The sequence below is a fragment of the Lysinibacillus sp. EB106-09-02-XG168 genome, from assembly GCF_058791475.1.
Window position 1 is genome coordinate 4,380,081 of record NZ_JBYTDN010000003.1, and the last position, 25,196, is coordinate 4,405,276.

Annotated in this window: 21 protein-coding genes; 6 read left to right on the plus strand and 15 right to left on the minus strand. The window is 37.5% G+C overall.

The features are described from left to right. Positions 1-45: 45 nt before the first annotated feature. From AC3WSO_RS22185 to AC3WSO_RS22225, 9 genes are all read right to left on the minus strand, one after another. On the minus strand, positions 46-903 hold the full coding sequence (locus AC3WSO_RS22185) for a CvfB family protein (protein ID WP_492533697.1): 858 nt from the start codon (positions 901-903) through the stop codon (positions 46-48). 149 nt (positions 904-1,052) lie between these two features. After that, positions 1,053-1,472, minus strand: a complete 420-nt coding sequence (gene mntR, locus AC3WSO_RS22190) for a transcriptional regulator MntR (protein WP_079562516.1) — start codon at positions 1,470-1,472, stop codon at positions 1,053-1,055. Between the two features lie 890 nt (positions 1,473-2,362). Beyond that, positions 2,363-2,662: a late competence development ComFB family protein gene (locus AC3WSO_RS22195; RefSeq protein ID WP_492534458.1), complete on the minus strand. Its 300-nt coding sequence runs from the start codon at positions 2,660-2,662 to the stop codon at positions 2,363-2,365. A gap of 167 nt (positions 2,663-2,829) precedes the next feature. Beyond that, positions 2,830-4,956 (minus strand): heavy metal translocating P-type ATPase, encoded by a 2,127-nt coding sequence (locus tag AC3WSO_RS22200; protein WP_492533699.1) that lies wholly within the window; start codon positions 4,954-4,956, stop codon positions 2,830-2,832. Beyond that, positions 4,937-5,308 carry an ArsR/SmtB family transcription factor gene (locus tag AC3WSO_RS22205; protein ID WP_492533701.1) on the minus strand — a complete coding sequence of 124 codons (372 nt, stop codon included), beginning with the start codon at positions 5,306-5,308 and terminating at the stop codon, positions 4,937-4,939. Before AC3WSO_RS22205 ends, AC3WSO_RS22200 begins: the two co-directional genes overlap by 20 nt. 679 nt (positions 5,309-5,987) lie before the next feature. After that, on the minus strand, positions 5,988-8,351 hold the full coding sequence (locus AC3WSO_RS22210; RefSeq protein ID WP_492533703.1) for a penicillin acylase family protein: 2,364 nt from the start codon (positions 8,349-8,351) through the stop codon (positions 5,988-5,990). Between the two features lie 474 nt (positions 8,352-8,825). After that, the gene (locus AC3WSO_RS22215; protein WP_492533704.1) at positions 8,826-9,581 is read right to left on the minus strand and encodes an exodeoxyribonuclease III; all 756 of its coding nucleotides are present in this window, start codon (positions 9,579-9,581) and stop codon (positions 8,826-8,828) included. A gap of 56 nt (positions 9,582-9,637) precedes the next feature. After that, positions 9,638-10,552 carry a UDP-N-acetylmuramate dehydrogenase gene (gene murB / locus AC3WSO_RS22220; RefSeq protein ID WP_492533706.1) on the minus strand — a complete coding sequence of 305 codons (915 nt, stop codon included), beginning with the start codon at positions 10,550-10,552 and terminating at the stop codon, positions 9,638-9,640. A 224-nt stretch (positions 10,553-10,776) separates the two neighbouring features. Then, on the minus strand, positions 10,777-11,082 hold the full coding sequence (locus tag AC3WSO_RS22225) for a winged helix-turn-helix transcriptional regulator (protein WP_197142135.1): 306 nt from the start codon (positions 11,080-11,082) through the stop codon (positions 10,777-10,779). A gap of 563 nt (positions 11,083-11,645) precedes the next feature. Between AC3WSO_RS22225 and AC3WSO_RS22230 the strand changes: the two genes are divergently transcribed. Beyond that, positions 11,646-11,786 carry a hypothetical protein gene (locus tag AC3WSO_RS22230; protein ID WP_492534459.1) on the plus strand — a complete coding sequence of 47 codons (141 nt, stop codon included), beginning with the start codon at positions 11,646-11,648 and terminating at the stop codon, positions 11,784-11,786. A gap of 68 nt (positions 11,787-11,854) precedes the next feature. Beyond that, the gene (locus AC3WSO_RS22235) at positions 11,855-12,223 is read left to right on the plus strand and encodes a DUF2500 domain-containing protein (protein WP_492533707.1); all 369 of its coding nucleotides are present in this window, start codon (positions 11,855-11,857) and stop codon (positions 12,221-12,223) included. Between the two features lie 30 nt (positions 12,224-12,253). Here the strand turns inward: AC3WSO_RS22235 and AC3WSO_RS22240 are convergent, their stop codons facing one another. From AC3WSO_RS22240 to AC3WSO_RS22250, 3 genes are all read right to left on the minus strand, one after another. Next, positions 12,254-14,608, minus strand: a complete 2,355-nt coding sequence (locus tag AC3WSO_RS22240) for a bifunctional 2',3'-cyclic-nucleotide 2'-phosphodiesterase/3'-nucleotidase (protein WP_492533708.1) — start codon at positions 14,606-14,608, stop codon at positions 12,254-12,256. A 326-nt stretch (positions 14,609-14,934) separates the two neighbouring features. Further along, positions 14,935-15,558 carry an FMN-dependent NADH-azoreductase gene (locus AC3WSO_RS22245; protein WP_492533710.1) on the minus strand — a complete coding sequence of 208 codons (624 nt, stop codon included), beginning with the start codon at positions 15,556-15,558 and terminating at the stop codon, positions 14,935-14,937. A 473-nt stretch (positions 15,559-16,031) separates the two neighbouring features. Next, positions 16,032-16,739: a DsbA family oxidoreductase gene (locus AC3WSO_RS22250; protein WP_492533712.1), complete on the minus strand. Its 708-nt coding sequence runs from the start codon at positions 16,737-16,739 to the stop codon at positions 16,032-16,034. A gap of 126 nt (positions 16,740-16,865) precedes the next feature. On the opposite strand from AC3WSO_RS22250, the gene AC3WSO_RS22255 reads away from it, so the two are divergent. Further along, on the plus strand, positions 16,866-18,245 hold the full coding sequence (locus AC3WSO_RS22255) for an FAD-dependent oxidoreductase (RefSeq protein ID WP_492533713.1): 1,380 nt from the start codon (positions 16,866-16,868) through the stop codon (positions 18,243-18,245). Positions 18,246-18,365: 120 nt separating this feature from the next. Here AC3WSO_RS22255 and AC3WSO_RS22260 read toward each other — a convergent pair whose 3' ends face one another. After that, the gene (locus tag AC3WSO_RS22260) at positions 18,366-19,292 is read right to left on the minus strand and encodes a manganese-dependent inorganic pyrophosphatase (RefSeq protein ID WP_492533715.1); all 927 of its coding nucleotides are present in this window, start codon (positions 19,290-19,292) and stop codon (positions 18,366-18,368) included. 456 nt (positions 19,293-19,748) lie between these two features. On the opposite strand from AC3WSO_RS22260, the gene AC3WSO_RS22265 reads away from it, so the two are divergent. Further along, positions 19,749-20,549 (plus strand): GNAT family N-acetyltransferase, encoded by an 801-nt coding sequence (locus AC3WSO_RS22265; RefSeq protein ID WP_492533716.1) that lies wholly within the window; start codon positions 19,749-19,751, stop codon positions 20,547-20,549. 67 nt (positions 20,550-20,616) lie between these two features. Here AC3WSO_RS22265 and AC3WSO_RS22270 read toward each other — a convergent pair whose 3' ends face one another. Together AC3WSO_RS22270 and AC3WSO_RS22275 are read right to left on the minus strand one after the other, a co-directional pair. Continuing rightward, complete coding sequence (locus tag AC3WSO_RS22270) at positions 20,617-21,483, minus strand: MurR/RpiR family transcriptional regulator (RefSeq protein WP_492533718.1); 867 nt, start codon at positions 21,481-21,483, stop codon at positions 20,617-20,619. A 309-nt stretch (positions 21,484-21,792) separates the two neighbouring features. Then, on the minus strand, positions 21,793-23,022 hold the full coding sequence (locus AC3WSO_RS22275; protein ID WP_492533719.1) for an MFS transporter: 1,230 nt from the start codon (positions 23,020-23,022) through the stop codon (positions 21,793-21,795). Between the two features lie 205 nt (positions 23,023-23,227). Between AC3WSO_RS22275 and thrC the strand changes: the two genes are divergently transcribed. Further along, positions 23,228-24,280, plus strand: a complete 1,053-nt coding sequence (gene thrC, locus AC3WSO_RS22280) for a threonine synthase (protein ID WP_492533721.1) — start codon at positions 23,228-23,230, stop codon at positions 24,278-24,280. Next, positions 24,277-25,191 carry a homoserine kinase gene (thrB, locus tag AC3WSO_RS22285; RefSeq protein ID WP_492533723.1) on the plus strand — a complete coding sequence of 305 codons (915 nt, stop codon included), beginning with the start codon at positions 24,277-24,279 and terminating at the stop codon, positions 25,189-25,191. Before thrC ends, thrB begins: the two co-directional genes overlap by 4 nt. Positions 25,192-25,196: the final 5 nt, after the last annotated feature.

Here is a 25,196-nt window from a genome sequence, read left to right on the forward strand (position 1 = left end):
TTTAGTAGTCGTTCATACTCTTTATGTAGAAGAATGTCTTCTACACTAAATTTCCTCTGTCCACCCATCCTGCTGTTTCACTTTACCAGCTTTCATAAGTGTACCTAACGCTCGTTTAAATGCACCTTTACTCATGTTAAACATTTCTTGAACTTCATCTGGTGAGGATTTATCGCCAAATGGCATTCTTCCTCCTACCTCTTGTAGGTAATTTAAAATTCTTTGCGCATCACCTGAAATACGCTCATGTTTACGTGGTAAAAGTGAACCATTCATCGAACCCTCATCTTTTACATCAATAATACGAACAACAACATCTTGTCCCAGACGAGGTTCTTCATTACGCTCTGATTCATGGACAAAAATACGGTACGGATTGTCTACACCTAATAAAAATGAGCCAACTGGTAATAAACGGTATGGGCGTGCCTTAATGTTTTTATTGTGCATGTCTTCAAATGCACCTTCATATAATTCCGAAATTTTTTCTTCAGTTGCCAAACGTCCAAATAAATCACCATTGCGATCAGTGCGCAATGTCATAAATAAATGGTCGCCTGGTGCCGGCCAAAGTTCTTTTATTGCAGGTAAATCTTCAGCTTTCACTAGCACCTCGCGTGAAGAACCGATATCTACAAATGCTCCTTCACGCTCGACTACTTTTAGAACTCGAGCCCAGCCATATTCCCCTTGTACGAAAGATGGGATAGCTGTTGTAGCCGCTAAATCACCACGACGGTCCGCAAATAAAAATACTTCAAGGCGGTCACCTACTGCAAGTGGCTCTGTTACCTCTGAAGCATTTAAGGGCAGTTCGTCAACTCCATTTGTTAAGATCCATTTCGATGCTTGTTGCTCTAACACAGTTAATGTAACAACTTCACCTGATTTTAATTCGTTCATATTGTCTTCCTTTCCTTCTTACCATCATTTTCGCAAAAAAACTTATCCGCCGAAGATTTTAACATCTGTAGCTGACGTTTCACTTTCGCTACAAAAGACATCTGTAGCTGACGTTTCACTTTCGCTACACAAACATTCGCTGATAGAAATTAAAAGTTATGATGTGTTTTAGATGCCTCTAGTTTTTTCGCGATGTCCGGATTTTCTTCCATTACTTGCACAAGATCCGCAATTCGATCGATTGAATTCCAACTTAAATGATGTTCGATACCTTCTACATCATTGTATATTCGCTCTTCATCTACACCAATGATTCGCAAAAATTGCTCTAGAAGCTCATGGCGCTGTACAAGACGTTTTCCAAGCTTTTCTCCTTTAGGCGTCAATGTAAGACCACGGTATTTTTCATAAACTAAATAACCATCTTTATCTAATTTTTGAACCATTTTTGTAACAGAAGAAGGAAGAACAGATAATGCTTCAGCAATGTCAGACACACGAGCATACCCTTTATTAGTGATTAATAAATATATTTGTTCGATATGGTCCTCCATACTAGGTGTTGGCATATCCTATTCCCTCTCTTTCCTTTTCTTACTCTCTAGTTTACTACAAGCTTGCCTTAAAAGTTAACTGAAAATACATATGCCAGAAAAACAATACATGTGCACCATAAAAAGAACCAACTTCATATGTTAGCTCCCCTTTAGTTAGAAAATTTGTGCCGATGAAATTAAGGTGTCATTTTAAATAAAGTATGGCTTTACGACAAAATGAGGGGTTGATTTCCGTTCCGACAGTGTGCTTTGTTGCTGACGCTTCGCTTTCGCACAGATAAACATTTGTTTTGCTGACGCTACGCTTTCACACAGAGCAGAGCTTTCTGGGGACGTCCGCTGAGCCGCTTAGGCCAACACGATGTTGGTCACGAAGGCGTTATCACAGGATGTGATGCTCTTAGCCTTCGTTCCCCTACTGGCTCGCTCCAGGGTCTCATCTGTGACGCTAACCCCCAAGGAGTCGCCCAGTCGTAACGAAGATCAACCATTTCTCATAGCGTGTATCTTCTGGATGACGCTATAAATTAAGTGAAGTTTCAGCAAGTTGTATTTTGTAAGAATACAAAGTGCTAATGTAGCATCGGAAACAAATGTTTTCTGCACGAAAGCGAAGCGACAGCATGTACAATGGCGTTTGTTTTAAGACTATTTGATTACTTTGAAATAGCCCTAACGTTCTCTTTTGACATAAAATAAATTTATTAAAGTTCTACGTTATTTTTTGATTGGAGTGGAAGGCTACTCGACTCCCGTGGGAAAGCGAGACAGGCGAGACCCTGCACGGAGCACAGCGGGGAAAGCGAGTAGCCTGGAACGGAAGTCACCCTCATATATTGCATCACATCATTCACTAAGATTTCCTTGACCATTTTGTTTTTCAAAAACGTGAAGAACCAACTTCAAATAGAAGTTGGTTCTTCCTTATGTCGAGGATACTTATTTACCACATGTAATGCATGAATAATCTCTTTATTGATCCGTTCGATATTTCCAGGAGTATTCATCACTTTGAATGCTTCATCTCGGGATTCCATAGATGTAACATACTTGCTAGGCAATGCATTCAGTGTAAGTGCCACTGCGTCAAGTTCACAGATTTCACATTTACAAAATGTTTGATATTCCGGTCCTCGTAGTAGAAAACTTACTAAACCACGCACAATTTCCTCTGTAACATTTACTAAAATAGGATCTGACATATTCAAAGCTTCGCCTCATTTATATTTAATTGTTACAATATTCCTGAAACCATAATAGCGTTAACAAAGTATTTTTTCAAGAATCGCTAGTAATATCTATACCATAAATATCACTAGCTCCCCAGAATGACTTTTTTTCTACACGCTTCCACCGGATTATATCTTCTTTACCATTTCTTAGACTTGATTAATCGTAATGAATTCAACACAACTAGTAATGTGGCACCCATATCTGCAAAGATGGCAATCCATAATGTTAGCCAGCCTGGGATAACAAGTAACAGGGCAATTAATTTTAGGGCTAGGGCAAATATAATGTTCTCTTTAATGATACGTAATGTTTTTCTACTTAAGCCTATTGTATACGGCAGCTTCGTTAAATCGTCGCTCATTAATGCGATATCCGCAGTTTCCAGTGCTGCATCCGTGCCAGCGCCTCCCATTGCAATACCAACATCCGCTGCGGCAAGTGCAGGTGCATCATTGACACCATCTCCTACCATTGCCACTGCACCAAACTGTGCTCGTAAATCTTTAATGGCCATTAATTTTTCAGCTGGTAATAAACTTGCTCTTACATCTGTCATATTTAAAGAAGTTGCAATTGCTCGTGCTGTTGGTTCTGCATCACCCGTTAGCATAACTTTATGTTTCACTTTTAAACCATTTAATTTATTTAAGACATCTTTACTTTCTTGACGTAATTGGTCAGCAATACCAATCATCCCAATAAACTGATCATTACTAACCGCTGCTACAACTGTTTTCCCTTGTTGTTGAAGTTTATGAACCTGTTCTTTTATCACTTCATCAACAGTCGTTAATGTAGCAATCCATTTTAAGCTTCCTACATAAATTATTTGATCGTCGACCGTCGCATAGGCACCTTTGCCTGTTACGGATTGAAAGTTTGTTGGTGTAAACTCTGTCAGATTTTTTTCATGCAAAGCCTGCAAAATAGCTTTAGCTAATGGATGCTGGGATTGTTTTTCAACAGCCGCTACTAGTTGTAAAACATAATCCCCAGACATCTCTTGTGATGTAATAATATCCGTTACAGCAGGTTGACCTTTTGTAAGTGTGCCTGTTTTATCAAATGCTATTGCCTCAATATGACCAAGCTGCTCTAAATGAATACCGCCTTTAATAAGAACGCCTTGTCTAGCAGCGTTCCCAATTGCTGTAACAATAGCAACTGGTGTAGAAACGACTAATGCACATGGACAACCTACAACAAGGACCGCCAATCCTTGGTAAATCCAATGTTGCCAATCACCTATAAATAAAGGTGGTAGAACCGCTACAAGTAAAGCAACAATCATAATGGCAGGTGTGTAGTATTTCGCAAAGCGATCAACGAACTGCTGTGAAGGTGCTTTTTCTGCCTGTGCTTCTTCAACAAGATGAATGATTTTGGCAATTGTTGTGTCCTCTACTCGCTTTGTCACACGAACCTCTAAGGCACCTTCTTCATTTAGAGTTCCTGCAAATACTTCGTCATCGACTGTTTTACTGACTGGAATAGATTCACCAGTAATCGCTGCCTGATTCACTGCTGACAACCCACTCACTACAATTCCGTCCATAGCAATCTTCTGACCAGGTTTAACGATTAAAATGTCACCAATTTCAATCTCCTCAGTCGGTAGCTCCATTTCATGAAAATGCTCGCCATGTGCACGTTTTATGGTCGCTGTAGGAGGGGCTATATCCATGAGCTGACGAATCGATTGGCGCGCTTTATCCATTGAATACGCCTCAAGCGCTTCACTTACCGCGAATAAAAAGACAACAACAGCAGCTTCTTCCCACTCCCCAATAATAGCCGCACCTATTACTGCAATAGTCATCAGCGTCTTCATATCAAATTCAAAGCGTGCTAGATTGCGGAATCCTGTTTTAAAAATTCCAATTCCTCCAACTAGAATTGCGATTATAAACATTCCAATAGTTAGTGAATCTGTTTCACCACGCATTGATCCAAACATATATCCAAGCACTACGAATAACAAAGAGATTCCAGCTAATATGTTTTCAGTTTTTCGATAAAAAGGTGTTGATTTTTCAATTGTTCTTGTCTTTGATTGGGATACTTTTATGCCGTCGAAAGCACCTGCTTCTTCAAGTTGATCAACGTTAATATCACCAATAACTGTTATTTTAGAAGCACCGAAATTCACTTGTGCATCCTGAACCTCTGGAATAGCCTTCACGTTTTTTTCGAACTTTGCTGCACAGCTGGCACAAGATAAGTTTTGTAACCTATATTCTTGTTTAGTTGGTGTTGCTGTCATCTACAATCCCCTCTTTCACATGTTCGTAGGCAATCGTTACAATTTGATACACATGCTCATCAGCTAAAGAGTAGTACATTTGCTTTCCTTTTCGATATGACTTCGCTAAGTTATTATCTTTTAAATATCGTAAATGATGCGATGCCGTTGCTACTGACGATCCTATAATAGAGGCAACATCGCAAACACATAATTCATCTTCGACCGTTAAAGCATATGCAATTTTAAGTCTTGTTTCATCAGATAATGCCTTTAAAAACTTTGCTACTCTCGATAAATCTGGCATTTGTTGTTGAACCTTAATGACCGCTTCTTCATGAACTTGTGTTATCTCGCATACTTCTTTTGACATTTTCTCACCTCATTCAAATGTTTGTTTGATTGTTTTCACCATAACATAATATTCCATAATATTCAAACGAATATTTGAATGTAAATGATTTATATCACAAATTAAAAAAATGTCTTTATATAAATTGCTAACTAATAAATATAAAAGTAAAAAAAGCTATCACTTCAAAGTGATAGCTACGTACGTTGTTGTGTTATAGTATGTGCCTTTGGCAAAGCGAGAGGTTGATTTCCGTTCCGACTGGGCGCTTTGTAGCTGACGCTTCGCTTTCGCACAGTTAAAACATTTGTAGCTGACGCTTCGCTTTCGCACAGTTAAAACACTTGTAGCTGACGCTTCGCTTTCGCGCAGAGCAGAGGCTTCCTGGGGGCGTCCGATGATCTGCTTTGGCAACAGGATGCTGGTCACGAAGGCGTTATCACAGGACATGATGCTTTTAGCCTTCGTTCCTCTATATCACTGATTCCCAAGGAGTCGCCCAGTCGTAACGAAGATCAACCACCTTACTTAGCATGTCCTAAACAAGTGGCTACTTGGCTATTATGTCATTGAATCTCCTTAAGCAATTCATCATCTGACATCTCCTAAATCTATTTAAAAAAACTCCTTTCTACTCGAAATAGAAAGGAATTTTTGTTGTCTTAATATAAAACCTTGTAGATACTTATAGCCTCTCATCCTATTTTGCTTTTAATCGTAACGTTTTACCTTTAATATCATCTTTCCTCACAAACGTTTGATGATAATCTCCATTAGCCCAATCCATTACTTGATCTTGATACCAAGTAGATTTTACATGTCCACTCTGTCCTGGACCTACGATATGATAGGCTGCGCTTAAATCACCGGCATCAACTACAAAGCGCCATGATGCTCCGTGAGTAACATTTCCAGCTAAATCATTATCAGCAGCCTGAACAGTAACCTTTGAACCTCCAATAGGAACCTTTTTAGCATTAAAATATGCCGCAAGAATTGGCGAAGCTTTACCTAATGTATGGTCAAAGGTAAGTTGATGAAACTCGCCCCACTTCCATTTCGAAGCATTTTTTCCGAATTGATCTTCTATTTGTGTGACAGTGAGCTCTAATGCCTTGTAAACAATTGCATTTACTCCGCCCTGTTCCTCAATCCATATACTCTTCTTACCTGCATAAGCTGTACGTAAAAGCTGGTCTGTAATATTAAATTTCCCATACATTAAATCATACATATCTTCTGGCATTTGATCTTTAAATAACACTTCTTGTAACTTCTCCATTAACGTATGGAACACTAATGGTGCCCCAGAATCCTTTGCATCTACCATATCCCAATTCTCTAATAATTTTATAACATCTTTATATTTCCCATCTTGATCTTGTGCTTTTATCGATGGTAATAAATATGGTAAAAACTCACGAGCATATAGGTTATGCTGATCCATTTGTAAATTCATCATATCTTCCACTGTTAATGAATCATTCGCCTCTAAAACTTCCTTAATCCGTTCATAACGATAAGGCTGAGCCCAGAAATCTGTTATATGATAAGGATATTCTTCCCCAATAACTTCATTATTTGCTGTCGCAATAAATCCTTCATCAGGGTTTACTACAGTCGGGAGCTCATCCCACGAGATAAAGCCTTCCCATCCATAGTCACTAGAATCACCTGGTACTGGTAATTGCCCGTCTCCTTGTTTCCGAATTGGAATTTGACCATTCGCTTTATAAGCAATCGTGCCATCTTTTGATGCAAAGACAAAGTTTTGAGCCGGTGCTTTAAAACCCTCTAAAGCTTTTTCAAATCCAGTCCAGGACTTCGCTTTATTAAACCCTAGTATTGCACGTAGCTCTGTCGTTGGTTGCAGTGCCGTCCACTGCATCGAAAATTGTGCTGTAGGCTCAGTATCTTTAAAGGCTAAATCTGTAATGATTGGGCCGTGACGTGTAACAACAACTTCAAAATCTACCGTTTCCCCGCCCTTTACCTTAATCGGTTCATCACGCACCTCCGCTTGCTCCCACTTGCCATCATAGCGGAACTGTGTTGGATTATTCGGATTAGGCATTTCTATATATAAATCCTGTACATCAGGTCCAACATTCGTTACACCCCACGCAATGTTATCGTTATGTCCTAAAATAATACCTGGAATACCCGCAAAGATTACGCCACTAACATTTTGCTCAGGAGATTGTAAATGCATTTGATACCAAATAGATGGTGTACTTAATCCTAAATGTGGATCATCCGCTAAAATCGGCGTACCGTTTTTTGTTTTCTGCCCAGATACAACCCAGTTATTACTACCGTTAAATTCATTTGGCAACAGAGCTGCATTAAAACGCCCTGCCACGGCAACTGGATTTTCTTTATTTTCCTTGATAATGGATGAAGCGTTTTTAGGATACTTTATAAATAATTCTTTAGCTTTTTCTTCATCAAAATTTTGTAAAGCCCAATGCCGGAACGCAAGCGTATTCCAATTACCACCTAAGTCATAGGCCATATATTTACCAATAGTAAGAGAGTCTATAACAGACCACTCCTCAGGTTCGTAACCTAGTAATGCGAATTCATAGCTTAATGTTTTATTTTTTTTTGCCTGTGCAATAAAAGCATTGACGCCATCTGCAAACCACTCAAGTACCTGCCTACTTTCTGCATCATAAGTACCTAATGATTTTTCAGCTGCATCCCGCAAGCTAAATGTTCGGAAAAATTTATCAGTATCAACAGTTGACTCACCGATTATTTCCGACAAGCGACCGCTAGCTTGTCTTCGCGCTAAATCCATTTGAAATAGTCGATCTTGCGCTTGCACATAGCCTTGCGCACGATACAAGTCTGCATCTGTCTTAGCAAAAACATGTGGGATCCCCTTGTCATCCCTTGTGACAGTTACATCTTCAGCTAGCACGCTCAATGAAAGTTCTCCATCAATTACTGGTTTTGATTTATTCATAAACCAGGTAAATCCGATAAATGCGACAATAGCCACTAGAGCTAAACACCCTGCTATAGCCAGAAGCCATTTTTTCCATGTAAACTTTCTCACATCTCAACCCCCTTTTTGCAATATATTCTTTTACCTTTTAAAGATTCGAAGTTTAATGTTTATTGCTTTGCAGTATAAAAAAAATCGTATTTCCTTTTAGAAAATACGATTTTTTATGTTATTGAAAAACTATTGTATCAGTGAAATTAAGTTGTCATTTTAAATAAAGTATGAATCTTCTGCGAAATAAGGGATTAATTTCCTTTCAGGCTGGGCGCTTTTCTGGGGACGTCCAGCCTCCACTCCAATCAACCATTTCACATAGCTTGTATCTTCTAGCAAGTCACTCTAATTTATAATGATAGGGCGAAATTTCAGTAACAAATTTTTCTAAGCGGAAGCGTAGCGTCAGCAACAACATAAGTGGAGGTAGTGCGCTTACAGGAAAGCGAGTAGCCTGGAACGGAATTCACCTCATTTAAAGTGCCACGACATTCGCAAAGATTTCATTGACCATTTTATTTTTCATAGATACTAGTTATTAAGCTGTAATTCGATCGGACAATGGTCACTGCCCATAATATGTGAATGAATACTCGCCACATTAATGTTGTTTTTTAGTCTCTCAGACACAATAAAGTAATCAATACGCCATCCGATATTGCGCTCGCGTACTTTATTCATATAAGACCACCATGTATAGTGGTCTGTTGTATCTGGATACATGTAGCGGAATGAATCTACAAAACCACTTGCCAATAGCTCCGTCATTTTTGCACGTTCTTCAAATGTAAAACCTGAATTACCATTATTCGATTTTGCATTTTTTAAGTCAATTTCCATATGTGCGACATTTAAATCACCACAGTAAACTATAGGTTTCTTGGAATCTAGCTCTTTTAAATAAAGCGCTAATCGATCCTCCCATTCTAAACGAAGAGGTAATCTAGCTAAATCACGTTGTGAATTTGGGGTATAAACATTCACTAAGTAAAAATCTTCATACTCAAGTGTAATAATTCTCCCCTCTTCCTGTGATTCATCCTCACCAACGCCATAACGTACTGAAAGTGGTGTATGCTTTGTAAAAATAGCTGTACCTGAATAACCTTTCTTCTGTGCATAATTCCAATACTGCTCATATCCCTCAAGTGGGATTTCCACTTGTTCAGCCTGACACTTTGTTTCTTGAATACAGAAAAAATCTGCATCTACATGATTGAAAAAATCTAAAAACCCTTTACCTAAGCAGGCTCTAATTCCATTAACATTCCAAGATATAAACTTCATTTTCTGTTTTCACTCCTCAAAAAACGCCCTCCACCATTAGCGAAGGGCGTAGTATTCTATAAGTCGTCACCAACGATTTTTACTTCTGTTTCTAAATCGATGCCAAACTTTTCTTTAACTTCTCGTTGTACCATTTGAATTGTTGCAATATATTCAGTAGCCGTTGCATTACCTTTATTAACAATAAAGCCTGCATGCTTCGTTGATACCTCTGCATCACCAACGCCTTTTCCTTGCAAGCCACTATCTTGAATAAGCTTACCAGCAAAGTGACCAGGCGGGCGCTTAAAAACGCTCCCTGCAGATGGGTATTCTAACGGCTGCTTAGATTCTCGCTGAAACGTTAAATCAGCAATTTTTGCATCAATTTCTTCCTGCACACCTTTTGCTAATTGAAATTCTGATGATAATACATAGTATCCTTTCTTGGCAATGATACTTTGACGATAACCAAGTTCAAGATCATCTTTCGATAGTATTAAAATTTCGCCTTCTTTTGTTAGCACTTTCGATGAAATAATAATATCCTTAATTTCACCGCCATATGCACCGGCATTCATTGCCATAGCCCCACCAACTGAGCCAGGGATACCACAAGCAAATTCAAAGCCTGTTAAAGATGCTGCTGCTGCCAGTTTCGATACATCTTTTATAAGTGCACCACTTTGCGCATAAACATGGTCACCATTAATGCGAATTTCATCTAAAAACGAAAATGTAACAACGATCCCTCGATGACCGCCATCACGAACGACCATATTAGATCCATTACCTAACATTAATAAAGGTATATTATTTTTGTGAGCATAGCGAATAACCGTTGCTGCCTCTTCCTCTGTTTCAGCGAGAACGAAAACATCCGCTTTACCACCTAATTTTGTCATAGTATATTGCTGTAATGATTCATTTAACTTAATATTGGCCGGATTAACGCTCTGTGCTAAATCCGCTGCCCATTGTTCTTTTGTCATGAGAGCTAATTCCTTTCTAACGTCCTTTCTTACTCTACACTAGTATGGATTTAGAACCCTAATTTGACAAGTAAAAATGAAGGGTAATTTTTATCTCGCCTTAATAGGTAGCGAGACTCTCCGTGCAGAGCCGATGAATAGGATAAAGAAAATTCATGGTCATTATAGTACATATGTCCAATGTTTATCTATCCATCAGAAATTCCGAGATAGACTTCACACTTTTACAGCCAACTCGTTGCCCACGATTCGATATTGCGGATTGCTCCTTCTAGTGCCCAACCTTTATCCGTCAAAGAATATTCAACACGCACTGGTACCTCTGAATATACTTTTCTTGCAACAAGCCCTTCTTTTTCTAGCTCTTTTAAACGTTCGGATAATAAACGGCCACTTACAGGTAATGCAGTTTCAATCTCATTAAAACGCTGTGGTCCATCAAGTAATTGATATAAAATCAGCCCTGTCCAGCGTTTTCCGATTAAATCCATTGCTTTAGCTAAACGAGGACATAAATTTGACTCACTCATTTTTTTCACCTCTTATGTACTCTATTGTAACGATAATTTTTAAAAAAGTAAATTTGAAGTAACTTATTTACTACAAGTAATCTATTTACCTTTTCTTATTTGATTACTAAATGTAACTTTATGTGTATTTTCATTTTTGGCATTAGCTTTTGCTTTAACATCGTATCAAAGCTACTGATGGCATAAAAAATTAGCCATGGCCGCTTGATTAGAGCGTAGTCATGGTAGCTAATATTTTTAAAAATGGCCACTTATTTCATATAGATGCACATGATTTTATTATTATGACTACTCCTCCTCTGTTAGAAGAAAAGTTACCGTACTAATGACTTTCAAGGAGCCTTTTTTATATTTACTTTCATAAAATAAACTTTTATAAAAGTAATATTTTACCACATTTTCTAAATGCTTATTGAAAACCTATATTGTTTAATTTATTATTCGTGTAAGATACTGTTTTTAGAGGGCTTTTCCATGAAAATCTTTGATAGTGATGTGCATCTTGTATCTCCTGATTTTTTGACGCGGACATTTATCCAAAAATTTCATTTACGTCTACATATATTGAACAATTAGATGATATGAAGTTTACTTTACATGGAAATTTAACTATTAAAAATCTAACAAAGCCTATTGATCGTTTTTACAACAGTATATACAGGGAACAGTGTATATCCATGGGCGCAAGAAGAATGGCTTCCTGATGAAGGCACAGATTGAATTTAGTTTATAACAACTTCAAGCACAATATTTCGTAGAACGGAGGACTTTTATGGTAGGGTTTGATGAACTCTCTTTAGGGTATAATTTTATTTTAATAATGTTTTTTATCGTGTTCGGTGTTATTGCATTTTCTATTATTAAAGGTATTTTACAATGGTCAAAAAACAACAATGAACCATTACTAACAGTACCCGCTAAAGTCGTAACAAAACGGTCTAATACTAGTGGAGGTTCTGGTAACTCTAGTGCTCATACATCGTACTATGTCACTTTTGAAGTACAAAGTGGCGATCGTCTAGAATTAAAGATAAATGGCCGTAATTATGGACAGCTCGCAGATGGTGACTTTGGCTTACTATCATTTCAAGGAACACGTTATCATGCTTTTGAACGACAAAAAAAGGAGAGCAGCGTTTAACAACGCCCTCTCCTTTTTAACATTTCATTCTTACTTAATTAAATATTTACCAAAGCCGCCTTCAGTATCGCCTAAATATTCGATACTGCTACCTGCAGGAATAATTTTTTGTGCATCCTTTGCAGAATTGTAAATAATTTTTGTATTTGCTGGGAACGGTACAAATGACCAATTGTTATCCGCAGCAGGATTAATTGTTTTGTTTGTCATAATGTAGTCAATGACAGCTTGGCGATTTTCATAAGCATAGTTTGTTAAGTTAGAGCCATCTGCCTTTTTAAACGTAGCACCATAAGAACCACCAACACGGTAATTGTTCGAAATGATAATAAATTCTTGTTTTAGATCGATTGGTTTACCGTTGTATTGCACGTTTTTAATACGATTTGCTTTTTCGTCTAGTAAAACACCTCGACTATCATACTTTGCAGGTGATGTTACATCAATTTGATAAGTTAAGCCATCTAATACATCAAAATTGTAAGAGCGTGCCTCTGGGTCAATAATATTTTGTTCTTTAGTTTGTTTTGGATCAATTGTTGCAAAAACACCAGCAGCCATTTCTAACCATTCAATAGCTTGCGCACCTGTTACTTTAATCGTTGCAAGCGTATTATCGTAATAATAGATGTCTGCCATATTTTTAATTGCTAGCGGACCTACAGGAATGTTTGTGAAATCTGCAGGGTTATTTCGAGATCCCGCTTTGAAAGGCGCACCAGCTGAAAGAAGTGGTATGTTTTCATCAGCAGTACCTTTTAATTCTTTTTCAATAAACCATTTTTGAGCTTGTGTCACAATTTGAATAGAAGGATCGTCTTGAACCATTGAGAAGTAGCTATGGATTGGTGCAGTTGTCTCACCAACAGGCTGACGAATATACTTTAAGGTACCTTCATGCGCTTCTTTAATTACATTTAAAACTGTTTTAGATGGTTTTAGGCCTTCTTGTTTGATAGAACGGATAGAACCTTGTCCATCCTTTACAACCCATTTAGCGCCTTTTTGTTCTAGTTGTAAATCAATAACTCCAAGATAGCTACCATAGCTTCCTGCCATTACAGTTGGAACACCGTTAATTGTCCCTTTTTCTTGATCGACATTTTTCAGATTTTTATAGTCACCTGGGAAAGTTAAATGAGAGTGCCCTGTAATTAAAGCATCGACACCTTTAATCTCAGAGATTTGGTACCCAACGTTCTCGTTACCTTTTTCGTAAGTATCTTCACCAATACCTGAATGTGAAAGTACTACAATTACGTCTGCACCTGCTTTTTGCATTTCTGGTACAACTTCTTTCACCGCTTCAACTGGTTCTTGCATTTCTACTTTGCCTGCTAAATGAATAGCATCCCATTCAACAATTTTCGTAGGTACAATCCCTGTAACACCCACTTTAAGCGTGTGCTTTTCACCTGTATTGTCTACTACCTCTTTATTAAGAATTACATACGGTGTGTACATACGTTTTTTTGTTTTAGCATCGTATGTGTTTGCATTTACGACTGAATATTTTGCATCATTTAATACTTCATCTAAAAACTCTAAACCATAGTTGAACTCGTGATTTCCTAAAGTTCCTCCATCATATTTAAGTGCATTTAGTGCTGCTATTGCTGGATGGACCTCACCTGGTTTCAAAGGATTCTCTAACGCTTTATAAGAGCCTAGTGGCGTTCCTTGAATTAAATCACCATTATCAAATAATAATGTATTTGGGTTCTCCTTACGAGCCTGTTCAATTAATGTAGCCGTGTTTGCTAAACCTACATCAGCTGATTCAGCATCTAAGAAATAATTGTAATTAGCAAGATTTGTATGAATATCTGTTGTTCCTAAAATTTGAAGATTTACTGTAGATGTTGATAATTTGTATTCAGCTACAAAGCGTTTAATAATACTTTGCATTTGCTCAGTTGTTACATAGGCACGCGGACGAATTGTGTTATCCTCAAAGCCTTGTAATAAGTTTGCTGCAACAGCATTTGCTAAATCTTGCTTATGTGTTTTAGCAATTTGATCCGCATCTTTAAACTTATCTAATACAGAAAGTGGTGCGTTATCTTTGGCTAACCCACGAGCAGAAATAACGAATGCTTGTTGTCGTGTCAATTTATCATTTGGACCAAACAACGTCGCCGTTTTACCTTTAATAAGATTCAGTTCTACTGCCTTTTCTACATACGGAGCTAACTCCTTAGAGATGTCAGTGAAGGTAGTTTTGGAACCATCCCCTAGCCCTACATTTAAACTTTCTACTAATTCTTTCACGTAATCCCCGCGTGTCACATCGTTTGATGCAGCATTCGCAGATAGTCCAAATGGTAACACCGCGAATAGAACAAGTAACATCGCTAAGAATTTAGTAATAAACTTCTTACCCATGGTAACAACCTCCTTATAAATATAATATTTTCCTACGTTTTTAATTATATTATACCAATTAATAATTTAATTGAATAAATAGTCCTAATTGTATGTATTTTTAAACGAATAGAAAAACTCTTCCTCTGAAAATAATAGATTAATACCATTTACACAACCAGATGTTAGTAAATGTAAATAGGGAGTATATGAATAGTACCAATAGGTTAGACCTCCTTACCACTACCGTACCTCTTTGAATAAAAAAAGTTCTCTCAAATTAGAGAGAACTTTTATTAAAAGAATTACTATATTTCCCTAATCAATACGTCAGAGAATAGTATTTATTATGCAGTTACAGTTTGTAAAGATTGAGCTACTTTTTTAACCGCTTCTAGGCCATTTGCAATAATTTCTGGTGCTTTATCTTGTGACGCGTTATGACCTTCAATGATCACCTCTTCGATAATTTCCATACCGAACATGCCAACAACGTTTTTGATATAGTTAACTGACATTTCTATTGATTGTGCTTCAGGTGTAGAGTAGAAACCACCACGCGCATTTAGAATAACTACTTTTTTGTCACCCATTAAGCCTTCTAATTGACCGTTTTCATTATATTTAAATGTATAACCAGCTTGGAATACATAGTCAATGAAAGTTTGTAATTTCGCTGGGATTGTTAAGTTCCAAAGTGGGAAAGCAAATACAACAACATTAGCTGCAGTTAAAGCATCCATAGCTTTTTGTTTTGCAGCTAAAAGACGTGATTCAATGTCAGTTAATGTTTCACCGTTTTGAACTTTACCAAAAGCATTGAAAAGATCTTGACCGAAATAAGGCATGTCTTCTGCGAATACGTCAAAAGTCGTTACGTTTACACCTTGTACATTTTCCATAAATGTGTCGTACATTTTTGTTGAAATACCGTCTGGACGGTTGTTTGCTTTTACTACTAATACATTCATTATATAAATTCTCCCTTAAATTTCAAAGTTTAATATCTCGAATTCAAGATATATGAATATATTAAAAAACTTTGTGTAAAAAGTCAACGTTAGTTTACTAAGACTTTAGACCGAAATACGGACATTTCAAAATATTCGCATCATAAAGCAGGGTTGATTTCCATTCCAACCGGGCGCTTTCCTAGGGGCGTCAGATGAGCCGCTTCACTCGCTGCGCTCGCTCCAGGGTCTCATCTGTGACGCTAATCCCCGAGGAGTCGCCAAGTCTCCATTCCAATCAACTTTGCCACATGATATACGTTTAACAAAGACATATTTCCTGTTATTTGGAATGTAAAATGAACTTACCAGAGCTTTTCCGTGTTTCGAGAGTATTCTGTATGGGAACCAAACTTTTTGAGGTTCGTGTCAGATCGGCTTCCTGCCCCAAAGTGATCAGGTCCTGTTATTTTCTTAACCTTTCAACAACAAACTTAAAATTTACAACTATCGTCCGTACAGACTCCACCGTCTTCAGAGCCTGCCATCTTTAATTGTGGTTGTAAGCCTTCTTCCTCGGCAACTTTACGTAAAGTTTCTTCAAATACTTCTTGAGGTTGTGCTCCAGAAATACCGTACTTACGATTTAATACAAAGAACGGTACCCCTCGTACGCCTAGTTGTAGCCCTTCTTGTATATCAGCCTCTACCTCTGTTTTAAAATCATCGTTAACAAGAACCTTTGCAACTTCTTCACGATTTAAACCTACTTGCTCGGCAATATCGATTAATACATCATCCTGACCAATTCGCTTTGCTTCAATAAAATAATTGTATAATAGTGCTTCGACAAGCGCTGAAACATCCCCTTGTTGTTCTGCCCATTTCACTAGTCGATGTGCTTTTAAAGTATTTTCTTCCATTGAATGATCAAAATTATAATCTAGGCCGACTTCTTTTGCACGAGCAGCAACACCTTGCGTCATTTCTTTCGCTTTTTCTAGCGACATCCCATACTTTTTCGCCAATGCTTCATACGTAGACACATTTGTATCCACAGGTGTTGTTGGGTCAAGTTGATAGCTTTTATAAACGAGCTCTACTTGCCCTGCAAAACCTGTTTCCTCAATTGCTTGCTCTAGTTGCTTTTTGCCAATATAACAAAACGGACATACATAATCTGACCAGATTTCAATTTTCATAGTTAGTCACGCTCCTTTTGCTACATTGTAGCGATAGTAATGATTACAAGGCAATTTTTATGCTTCATTGCATAATTTCTCAAATCAATCTACATACTGAACGTAAAAACAATGTGAGGGTTATGTATGACACAATCTCTTTGGCTCGGAACAATTAATCCCGTCTCCCTACCATCTCTTCCTGCGTCAACAACTTGTGATGTATGTATTATTGGCGGAGGCTTGACGGGACTATATACAGCATATGTCTTAGCAAAATCAGGTGTAGATGTAGTCTTACTTGAGGCAAATTCCCATATCGGTCATGGTACGACTGGTCATTCAACAGGAAAATTAACTGCACAGCATAGCTTAGTTTATGCCAACCTTATTGAAAAACTTTCTGTAGATGAGGCGCGGCTTTATTATCAGCTCAATCAAATAGCTGTAGAAAAAGCATTACAGTTACTCCCTAAAGAAAGTATTCAACAAGTAGATTCATTGCTTTATTGCCAAACAAAAGAAGGCTATGCCCAATTATTAAAAGAATGGAATGCCTATAAAGTATTAAATATTAAGGCGAAAATCACTACTGACACAGAGCTTCCCTTTCCAATTACAAAAGCACTTAGCATGTCCCAGCAAGCACAAATTCATCCTGTAGAAGTGTGTAATTTCCTTGTAAAAGAAGCATTATCAATGGGCGCAAAAATCTATACAAATACCCGTGTTCAACAATTAAACATACCACAAAATAGCTTACATACCGCAAATGACATGTCGGTTCAATACAACAAGCTTATTTTATGCTCACACTATCCAATCGAAGCCTTTAGAGGACTACATCTTTTCAAACTTTCTAACAGTCGCTCCTATATGGTTGCTGGTAAAATTACTGATACACTGCAAGGTCAATACTTGTGCGTAGATAATCCTACACGCTCTATTCGAACAGCTACCATTAATGGTGAGCATTATTTAGTATTAGGTGGCGCTAATCATATTGCAGGTGAAACAACCAATACCCAGCCCTATTATGAGGCTATTCAAAATGAAATGAAGGCTCACTTCGATCAAGATCCTATCTATCGCTGGTCTGCACAGGACATCGAAACACCTGATATGGTCCCGTATGTTGGCAGGATTACACCTTCCTTGCCTAATGTTTTCATTGCAACTGGCTATCGAAAATGGGGAATTTCCAATTCTTTTGTAGCCGGAGATCTACTGTCCTCCTTAATAACAGGTGCTGGGAATGAAGATGGTGCCATTCCTCTTTATGCACCAACACGTACGAAATTTGGTGCTCAATTTATGCAGATGCTAAAGGTAGGAGGTTTTGTAGCCAAAGAATTCGTAACAGGTTATGTGAAACGTGCGAATACACCAACTTGTACGCATTTAGGTTGTAAAACAAAATGGAATGAAGCCGATGAAACTTGGGATTGCCCTTGTCACGGCTCTCGCTTCAATGCCAAAGGGGAAGTTCTTGAAGGTCCTGCTGTGCACCCTTTAAAGCTAGATTAACAAATGCGCTAAACCGCTCGTTAATATCTGGAAGCTATGGAGAGCCCACAGCAAAAGTATTCCTATAATTTCCTTAACAATAAAAAAGAGGTTGCCTATTTCGAGGCAACCTCTTTTCCGTTATTTCAATGCATCAGTTAAAACTGGAACGATTTGTTTTTTACGAGATACAACACCCGGTAAAAGAACGCGATTATTCACAAGCTCTGCGCCAAATCCTTTTGCTGCAGCCTCTGCTACTTGTCCAATTGCAACAGCAGTTGAATCATTGTTTAAAATATCCGTTACAACAAAGAAGAATAAATCTAAACCATTTTCCGCTACATTTTTATTTAATAAATTTTCTAATTCCTCTTGGCGTCCAAGTACATCGTTAATGTCGACAGCATTTACTTGGGCTACTACAGATTTATATTCACCGAATTGGAATTCTTTCGCATCTAATGATAAAAGATCTTCTAATGATTTATCTGAAAGATCAGCACCTGCTTTAAGCATTGCTAATCCATATTCAGCGGCATCAACACCTGCAATTTTCGCTAGCTCTTCACCAGCTTGTACATCTTGCTCAGTGCAAGTTGGAGATTTGAATAATAATGTATCAGAAACGATGGCCGAAAGCATTAAACCAGCAATGTTTGCAGGAACTGCTACGCCATGTTCTTTGAAGATTTTATTTAAAATCGTAGCAGTACAACCTACAGGTTCAGCTCGGTAGTATAGTGGGTCAGCTGTTTGGAAGTTTGCAATACGATGATGATCAATCACTTCTGTAATTTGTACTTCTTCAATTCCGTCAGCAGATTGTTGGAATTCATTGTGGTCTACAAGGATTACTTTCTCTACTTCTCCAGCTACTGATGAAACTAATCGAGGTGCCTCAAAGCCAAATTTATCTAAAGCAAATTGTGTTTCATTATTTACTTCACCAAGGCGTACAGCTTCAGCATCAACACCAATTTGCTGTTTTAAATATGCATATACAATAGCAGAAGTAATTGTGTCTGTATCTGGATTTTTATGACCAAAAACTAAAACTTTACTCATTAAATTAATTCCTCCTAAATGGCAATAACATTTATAGTTTATTTTATCATACCTTATGAACAAACATGTTATAAAGTGAAAGTTTATCTATAAAGGATCTACTACCAATATACATCCAAAATCCCCCGTTTTAGGATATTCATATTATCATGTATTACTTACTTTTCCTATACGGCTTTTTTAGGTCAGGAAGAAGACTAAAAGTATGACGATCTGGAAAGCACAGGGAGATAAAAAAATCCCTTTTTATAACATTTATAGATTATAATTAAATATAATATATTTATCTGTTAATAACATCCTATTTATAACATTTAATAATAAAAATACATAGTTTATAAAAATTATTTACTATAAATAGATATATAGTTGTGTTTTTATATTTATGAAAACGTAATTTTATGCTATCATCAGGTAGTCTAGATTTTTTAGGATATACAGGAAATGGGGATCACGATGACAAAGAAGATGGAAAAAAAGTATATTCCTTTAGCAAATTATTTTGAAGTAGCTTTACAACAAGAAATTACTTTATCATTTAGCGAACTAGAAAATATTATGGGACAAGCCTTGCCAAATGCAGCTTACTTAAATAGGAGCTGGTGGAAAAAAACAAAGCCCCCTCTCTCTCACTATTTGTCATGGACAAATGCAGGCTATTATGTCATGGATGTTAAGCTCGGTACTAGTGTAACTTTCTCGCGTACACAAATGAAGACTACGAGTAATGTTTCTACAAATGACGATAACCCACCTGCATACATAATTCGAGCAATTGAAGCATCTGACGCCCGATCATTTATTCATTTGCAAGAAGAAATTTTCCAACAAACTGACTTCATGTATAATATGGAAAATGAATTAGACCTTACAGTTCAACAACTTCGAAAAGATTTGGTCTATTGGAAACAATTGAAGAACCGTACGATTTTATGTTGTATAGTAAATGGCATTTTTGCTGGCTATGCCGTTATTCATGGATATAAACATTCTAAAGCTAAACATGTTGCAACAGTTCATCTAGCTGTTAAGGAGGAGCATCAGCGACAAGGTATCGGCTCAGCGCTGATGGAAGCAGTAGAACGTTGGTCTATACAACGAGATATTTCACGCTTAGAAGTATCTGTTATGGAGCATAATGAATGTGCTTTAAATTTGCTCAAAAAATTAGGTTTTCAGCAAGAAGGCATCCGACAAAATGCCATTAAATTAAATGATACCTTTATTAACGAATATAGTTTAAGCAAAATTTTATAAGCTTCTTTTTCAAGGATGTCTAAAACTTATTTGGACATCTTTTTTTATGTGTAGCGTTGTAAAATGATTAGAAAACTTGCTTTTCTCTTACTGCATCTAAAAATAACAAATTATTTTCTACTTGTTCATAGGATTGCTGATATTTCTCATATTGTGCCTTGTCCTGACTGACCATTTCCTCAATTAGCGCATGTAAAAAAGAGAACAATACTGGAATAATGTCCAATGAAGATTGCTTTTTCAGACCAATTGTAAATAATGCACTTGCATATTCCCGAATAGAAGAAAACGCAGAACCAGTAATGGCGATAATTCTCGCCTTTTTCTTCTTAGCAATTTCTACAATCGTTTGAATGTCGTTTGAATGCTTGTCCCATGAAAAAACAATTAATATCGTTTGATCACTCATACTGTTAATTTGCTGTACAAGATCATCAGATTCTGAGCGAAGCTGTTTCACGTTTGGACGTAACGTTTTCATTGTATACGCTAACCAGTTTGCAATGGACGCAGCTTGACGAGTACCTAAAATATAAACGTTCTCTGCTTCGTGCATCCATTTAGAACTTTTTTGGAGCATATGATCATTTATCAAATGAATCGTATCTTGAATATTTTGTATATCACGTTGCATGACCTTACCAAAACTCGAAATATTAATCTTTGTTGATGGATATGTAAGTTGAAGACTCTCATGACCATTTTGATTCATTAAGTAGCTTCTAATTTTGTCTTGAAGCTCTACATAACCCGATAAATCCATCGCATAACAAAAACGAATCACTGTCGATTCACTAACATTAGCCTGTCTCCCTACTTCTGCTGCTCCATTACTAATCACAACTGTAGGGTTATTCATAACAAATTGTGCAACTTTACGCTGTCCCTTCGACAGCCTAACAAATCTACTTTCTATTTCTTCATTAATACTCATTTCTAACAACCTTTCTTTCAATGAAATTATCACGAATGGAGATTGTTTCTTACTGACTCTAAATTCGGTTAAAAATACAGTATCATGATTACAATCTGAATACAATGACTTTTCTGAAAAAACTTTAATACTTTAACTTGCTAATGTGATAGTTTCATAAAATTGTTCTATCCTTAAGTTTTTCGATGAATTGATTCTAACAGATTTTTAAAAATATTTGGATAAAAATTAATATTCCTTAATTTTTATGTAATAAAATTATAAAAAATGTCTTGGATTAGACAATCGCCCATCCAAGACATGATTTTTTTAATCTAATTCCATTTGTTTTGTTTCTTGTCCTAAGAAAATTACCCCAACAACTCCGATAATAATCGCTCCGCAGAAAATCGCAAAGATGAAGCCGATCTCATAGCCTGCCGTTAATAAAAATCCTACTAACAAAGGGCCAAAAATACCACCGATACGCCCAACCGCTGCTGCCATTCCTGCACCTGTTCCACGAATAATTGCTGGATACTGCTCTGGTGTATAAGCATAGAGTGCACCCCATGCTCCTAAGTTAAAGAACGATAAAAACATTCCTGATGTTAATAGTACTACCATCGTTTCGGCATTACCAAAAATGAAAGCACTTACAGCTGTACCAATTAAATAGGAAACAAGTACAAACTTCCGTCCAAATTTTTCTATAAACCATGCAGCTGTAAAATAACCTGGTAGCTGTGCAAGCGTCATAATGAGAACATATTTAAAGCTCGTAATCATATCGAACCCTTTACTAACCATGACACTTGGTAGCCATAAAAACATTCCGTAATACGAGAAAACAACCGTAAACCATAACACCCATAACATAAGTGTCGAGCGTACATATTTTTTCGACCATACTGCTTGAATATTTTGCACAACACTGCGTTTTTTAGACTCTGCCTTTACTACAAATTGAGGGGAATCTGGTAAGTGCCAACGAAGATAAATTGCATATACTGCTGGAATTGCCGTTAACAATAAAGCTATACGCCATCCCCATGTTGGAATAACAAAATACGAAATCAGTGCAGCGATCAACCACCCCGCTGCCCAGAAGCTTTCCAGTAAAACAACTACTCGACCACGTTCTTTTGCTTCTACACTCTCAGAAACTAGCGTCGATGCGACTGGCAATTCGCCCCCTAGTCCCATGCCTACTAAAAAGCGTAGTGCCATAAAAGCAAATAATGTAGTTGTAAATGCCGATAAGCCACTTGCAATCGAAAATAAAACGAGCGTCCACATAAAAATTTGCTTACGTCCTACTTTATCGGCAAGCACGCCGAATATAAGAGCTCCTACAGCCATCCCGATTGAATTGATGCTACCTATCCAACCTGCTTGACTTGGTGTTAATCCCCAATCAACTGCTAACGCCGCAATAACGAATGATAATATCCCTACATCCATAGCATCGAAAAGCCAGCCAACGCCTGCTACCCCTAAAAGCTTATTACGAGAAATAGATTGTTGAATCTTATTTGTTGTTACAGTATTTGTCGTCATTTCAACCACCTGTCTTTACACTTGACTTTACATCTCAAGTTTACTATACAGTTATTTCAAGAAAGTGACAAGCAAAAATTCAAATTACCGAATTGTTTCGACAATTTCTCAAATTCTATTGAAAACATAAGGCCATTTGCGTTAAAATGTCTTTTATACAAAAACAACTGTTCTTCCTATAAGAACAAAAGGAGATCGTAACGTTATGTGGAAAGGCCTAATCGAGGAATATAAACAATTTTTACCCGTAACAGAAAGTACACCTGCTCTAACTTTAAACGAAGGCAATACGCCTCTTATACATTTAGTAAATCTATCTAAGAAACTTGGCATTGAACTTTACGGAAAAATCGAAGGTGCTAATCCAACAGGTTCATTTAAAGACCGTGGCATGGTGTTTGCCGTTGCAAAAGCAATTGAAGAAGGTAGCAAATGCGTTATTTGTGCTTCAACAGGTAACACTTCAGCTGCAGCGGCAGCTTATGCAACACGTGCTGGAATTCAATCCATAGTCGTGATCCCTAAAGGGAAAGTTGCCCTAGGTAAGCTAGCCCAAGCGACAATGTATGGTGCAAAAATTATCGAAATCGACGGTAATTTTGATGATGCTTTAAATATCGTTCGTCAAGTAAGTGAAACAACTCCAGTGGCACTCGTAAACTCTGTGAATCCATACCGCATCGAGGGGCAAAAAACAGCATCATTTGAAATTGTAGATGCTTTAGGAGCCGCTCCAGATTATCTTTGCATCCCTGTTGGTAACGCAGGTAACATTACTGCGTACTGGAAGGGCTTTAAAGAATATGATGCAGTAAAAAGCTCTGGCTTACCTAAGATGTTCGGTTTTGAAGCAGAAGGTGCAGCAGCAATTGTAAACGGTGAACCTATTGCTAACCCTGAGACAGTGGCAACAGCTATTCGTATCGGTAATCCCGCAAGCTGGAAATTTGCAGAAGCAGCTCGTGATGAGTCAGGTGGAATTATTGACTCAGTTACAGACGAAGAAATTTTAGCTGCTTACAAATTAATTGCAGGCACTGAAGGAATTTTCGTTGAGCCAGGTTCAGCTGCATCATTAGCAGGCGTTATTAAATCAGTTGAAAATGGCAAAATTGCGAAGGGCTCTAAAGTTGTTACGATTTTCACTGGTAATGGCTTAAAAGATCCTGATACTGCTATGAATATCTCGACTGTAGATGTTGTCTCACTTAAAAATGATGAGGAAGAAATTCGAAAATACATCGAGGGCGTACTATGAGTAACATATGGAAAATCTCAGTTCCTGGCAGCACTGCCAATCTAGGCTCTGGCTTTGATTCAATAGGGCTTGGCTTGTCTCTTTACTTAAAGTTAACCGTGTCTTTACAGGATAAATGGGAAATTATCCACCTCGATGATAATGGTCCTAAAGAGTTTGAGCTAGAAGAGCACTTACTATACGTGATTGCTAAAAAAATTGCAGATCAATACAGTAAGCAGCTACCTGCCTGCCGTGTTGAAATCGCAAGTGAACTTCCATTAGCCCGCGGTTTGGGAAGTAGTGCAGCTGTCATCGTTGCAGGTATTGAACTAGCTAACCAAGTATGTGATCTAGGCTTAACTGTACAGGATAAACTCGATTTATCCTCACAAATCGAAGGGCATCCAGACAATGCAACAGCCTCGGTATTAGGAGGATTAACAATTTCCTCCATGGATGAAAATGGAGTTGTTGATACATTTCATGTTAATGATATAGAAGCTTCCTTTGTTGTATATGTACCAGATGTCGAACTAAAAACAAGTGAAGCCCGTTCTGTCTTACCAGAGCAGTTTGACCGTGCATACGCAGTGAGAGCCTCAGCAAATGCAAATATGCTAGCAGCTTCATTAATGGTTCGTGATTATGAGCATGCCGGTCGTTATATGGAAGCTGATTTATTTCATGAACCTTTCCGTGCCCAATTAATCCCACAATATAAAGAAATCCGTGCATACGCTAAAGCTAATGGGGCATTTGGAACAGCTTTAAGTGGGGCGGGACCAACAATGATTTCTATCATCCCTACTGCTATTGAGCAAAATTTTGTAAATGCTATGAAAAATAAATTTCCAGAGCATCAAATTATCTTAACAAAAGCCGATGAACATGGTGTACAGGTGAGGTTTAAACGTCTACTGCAAAAGTAGACGTT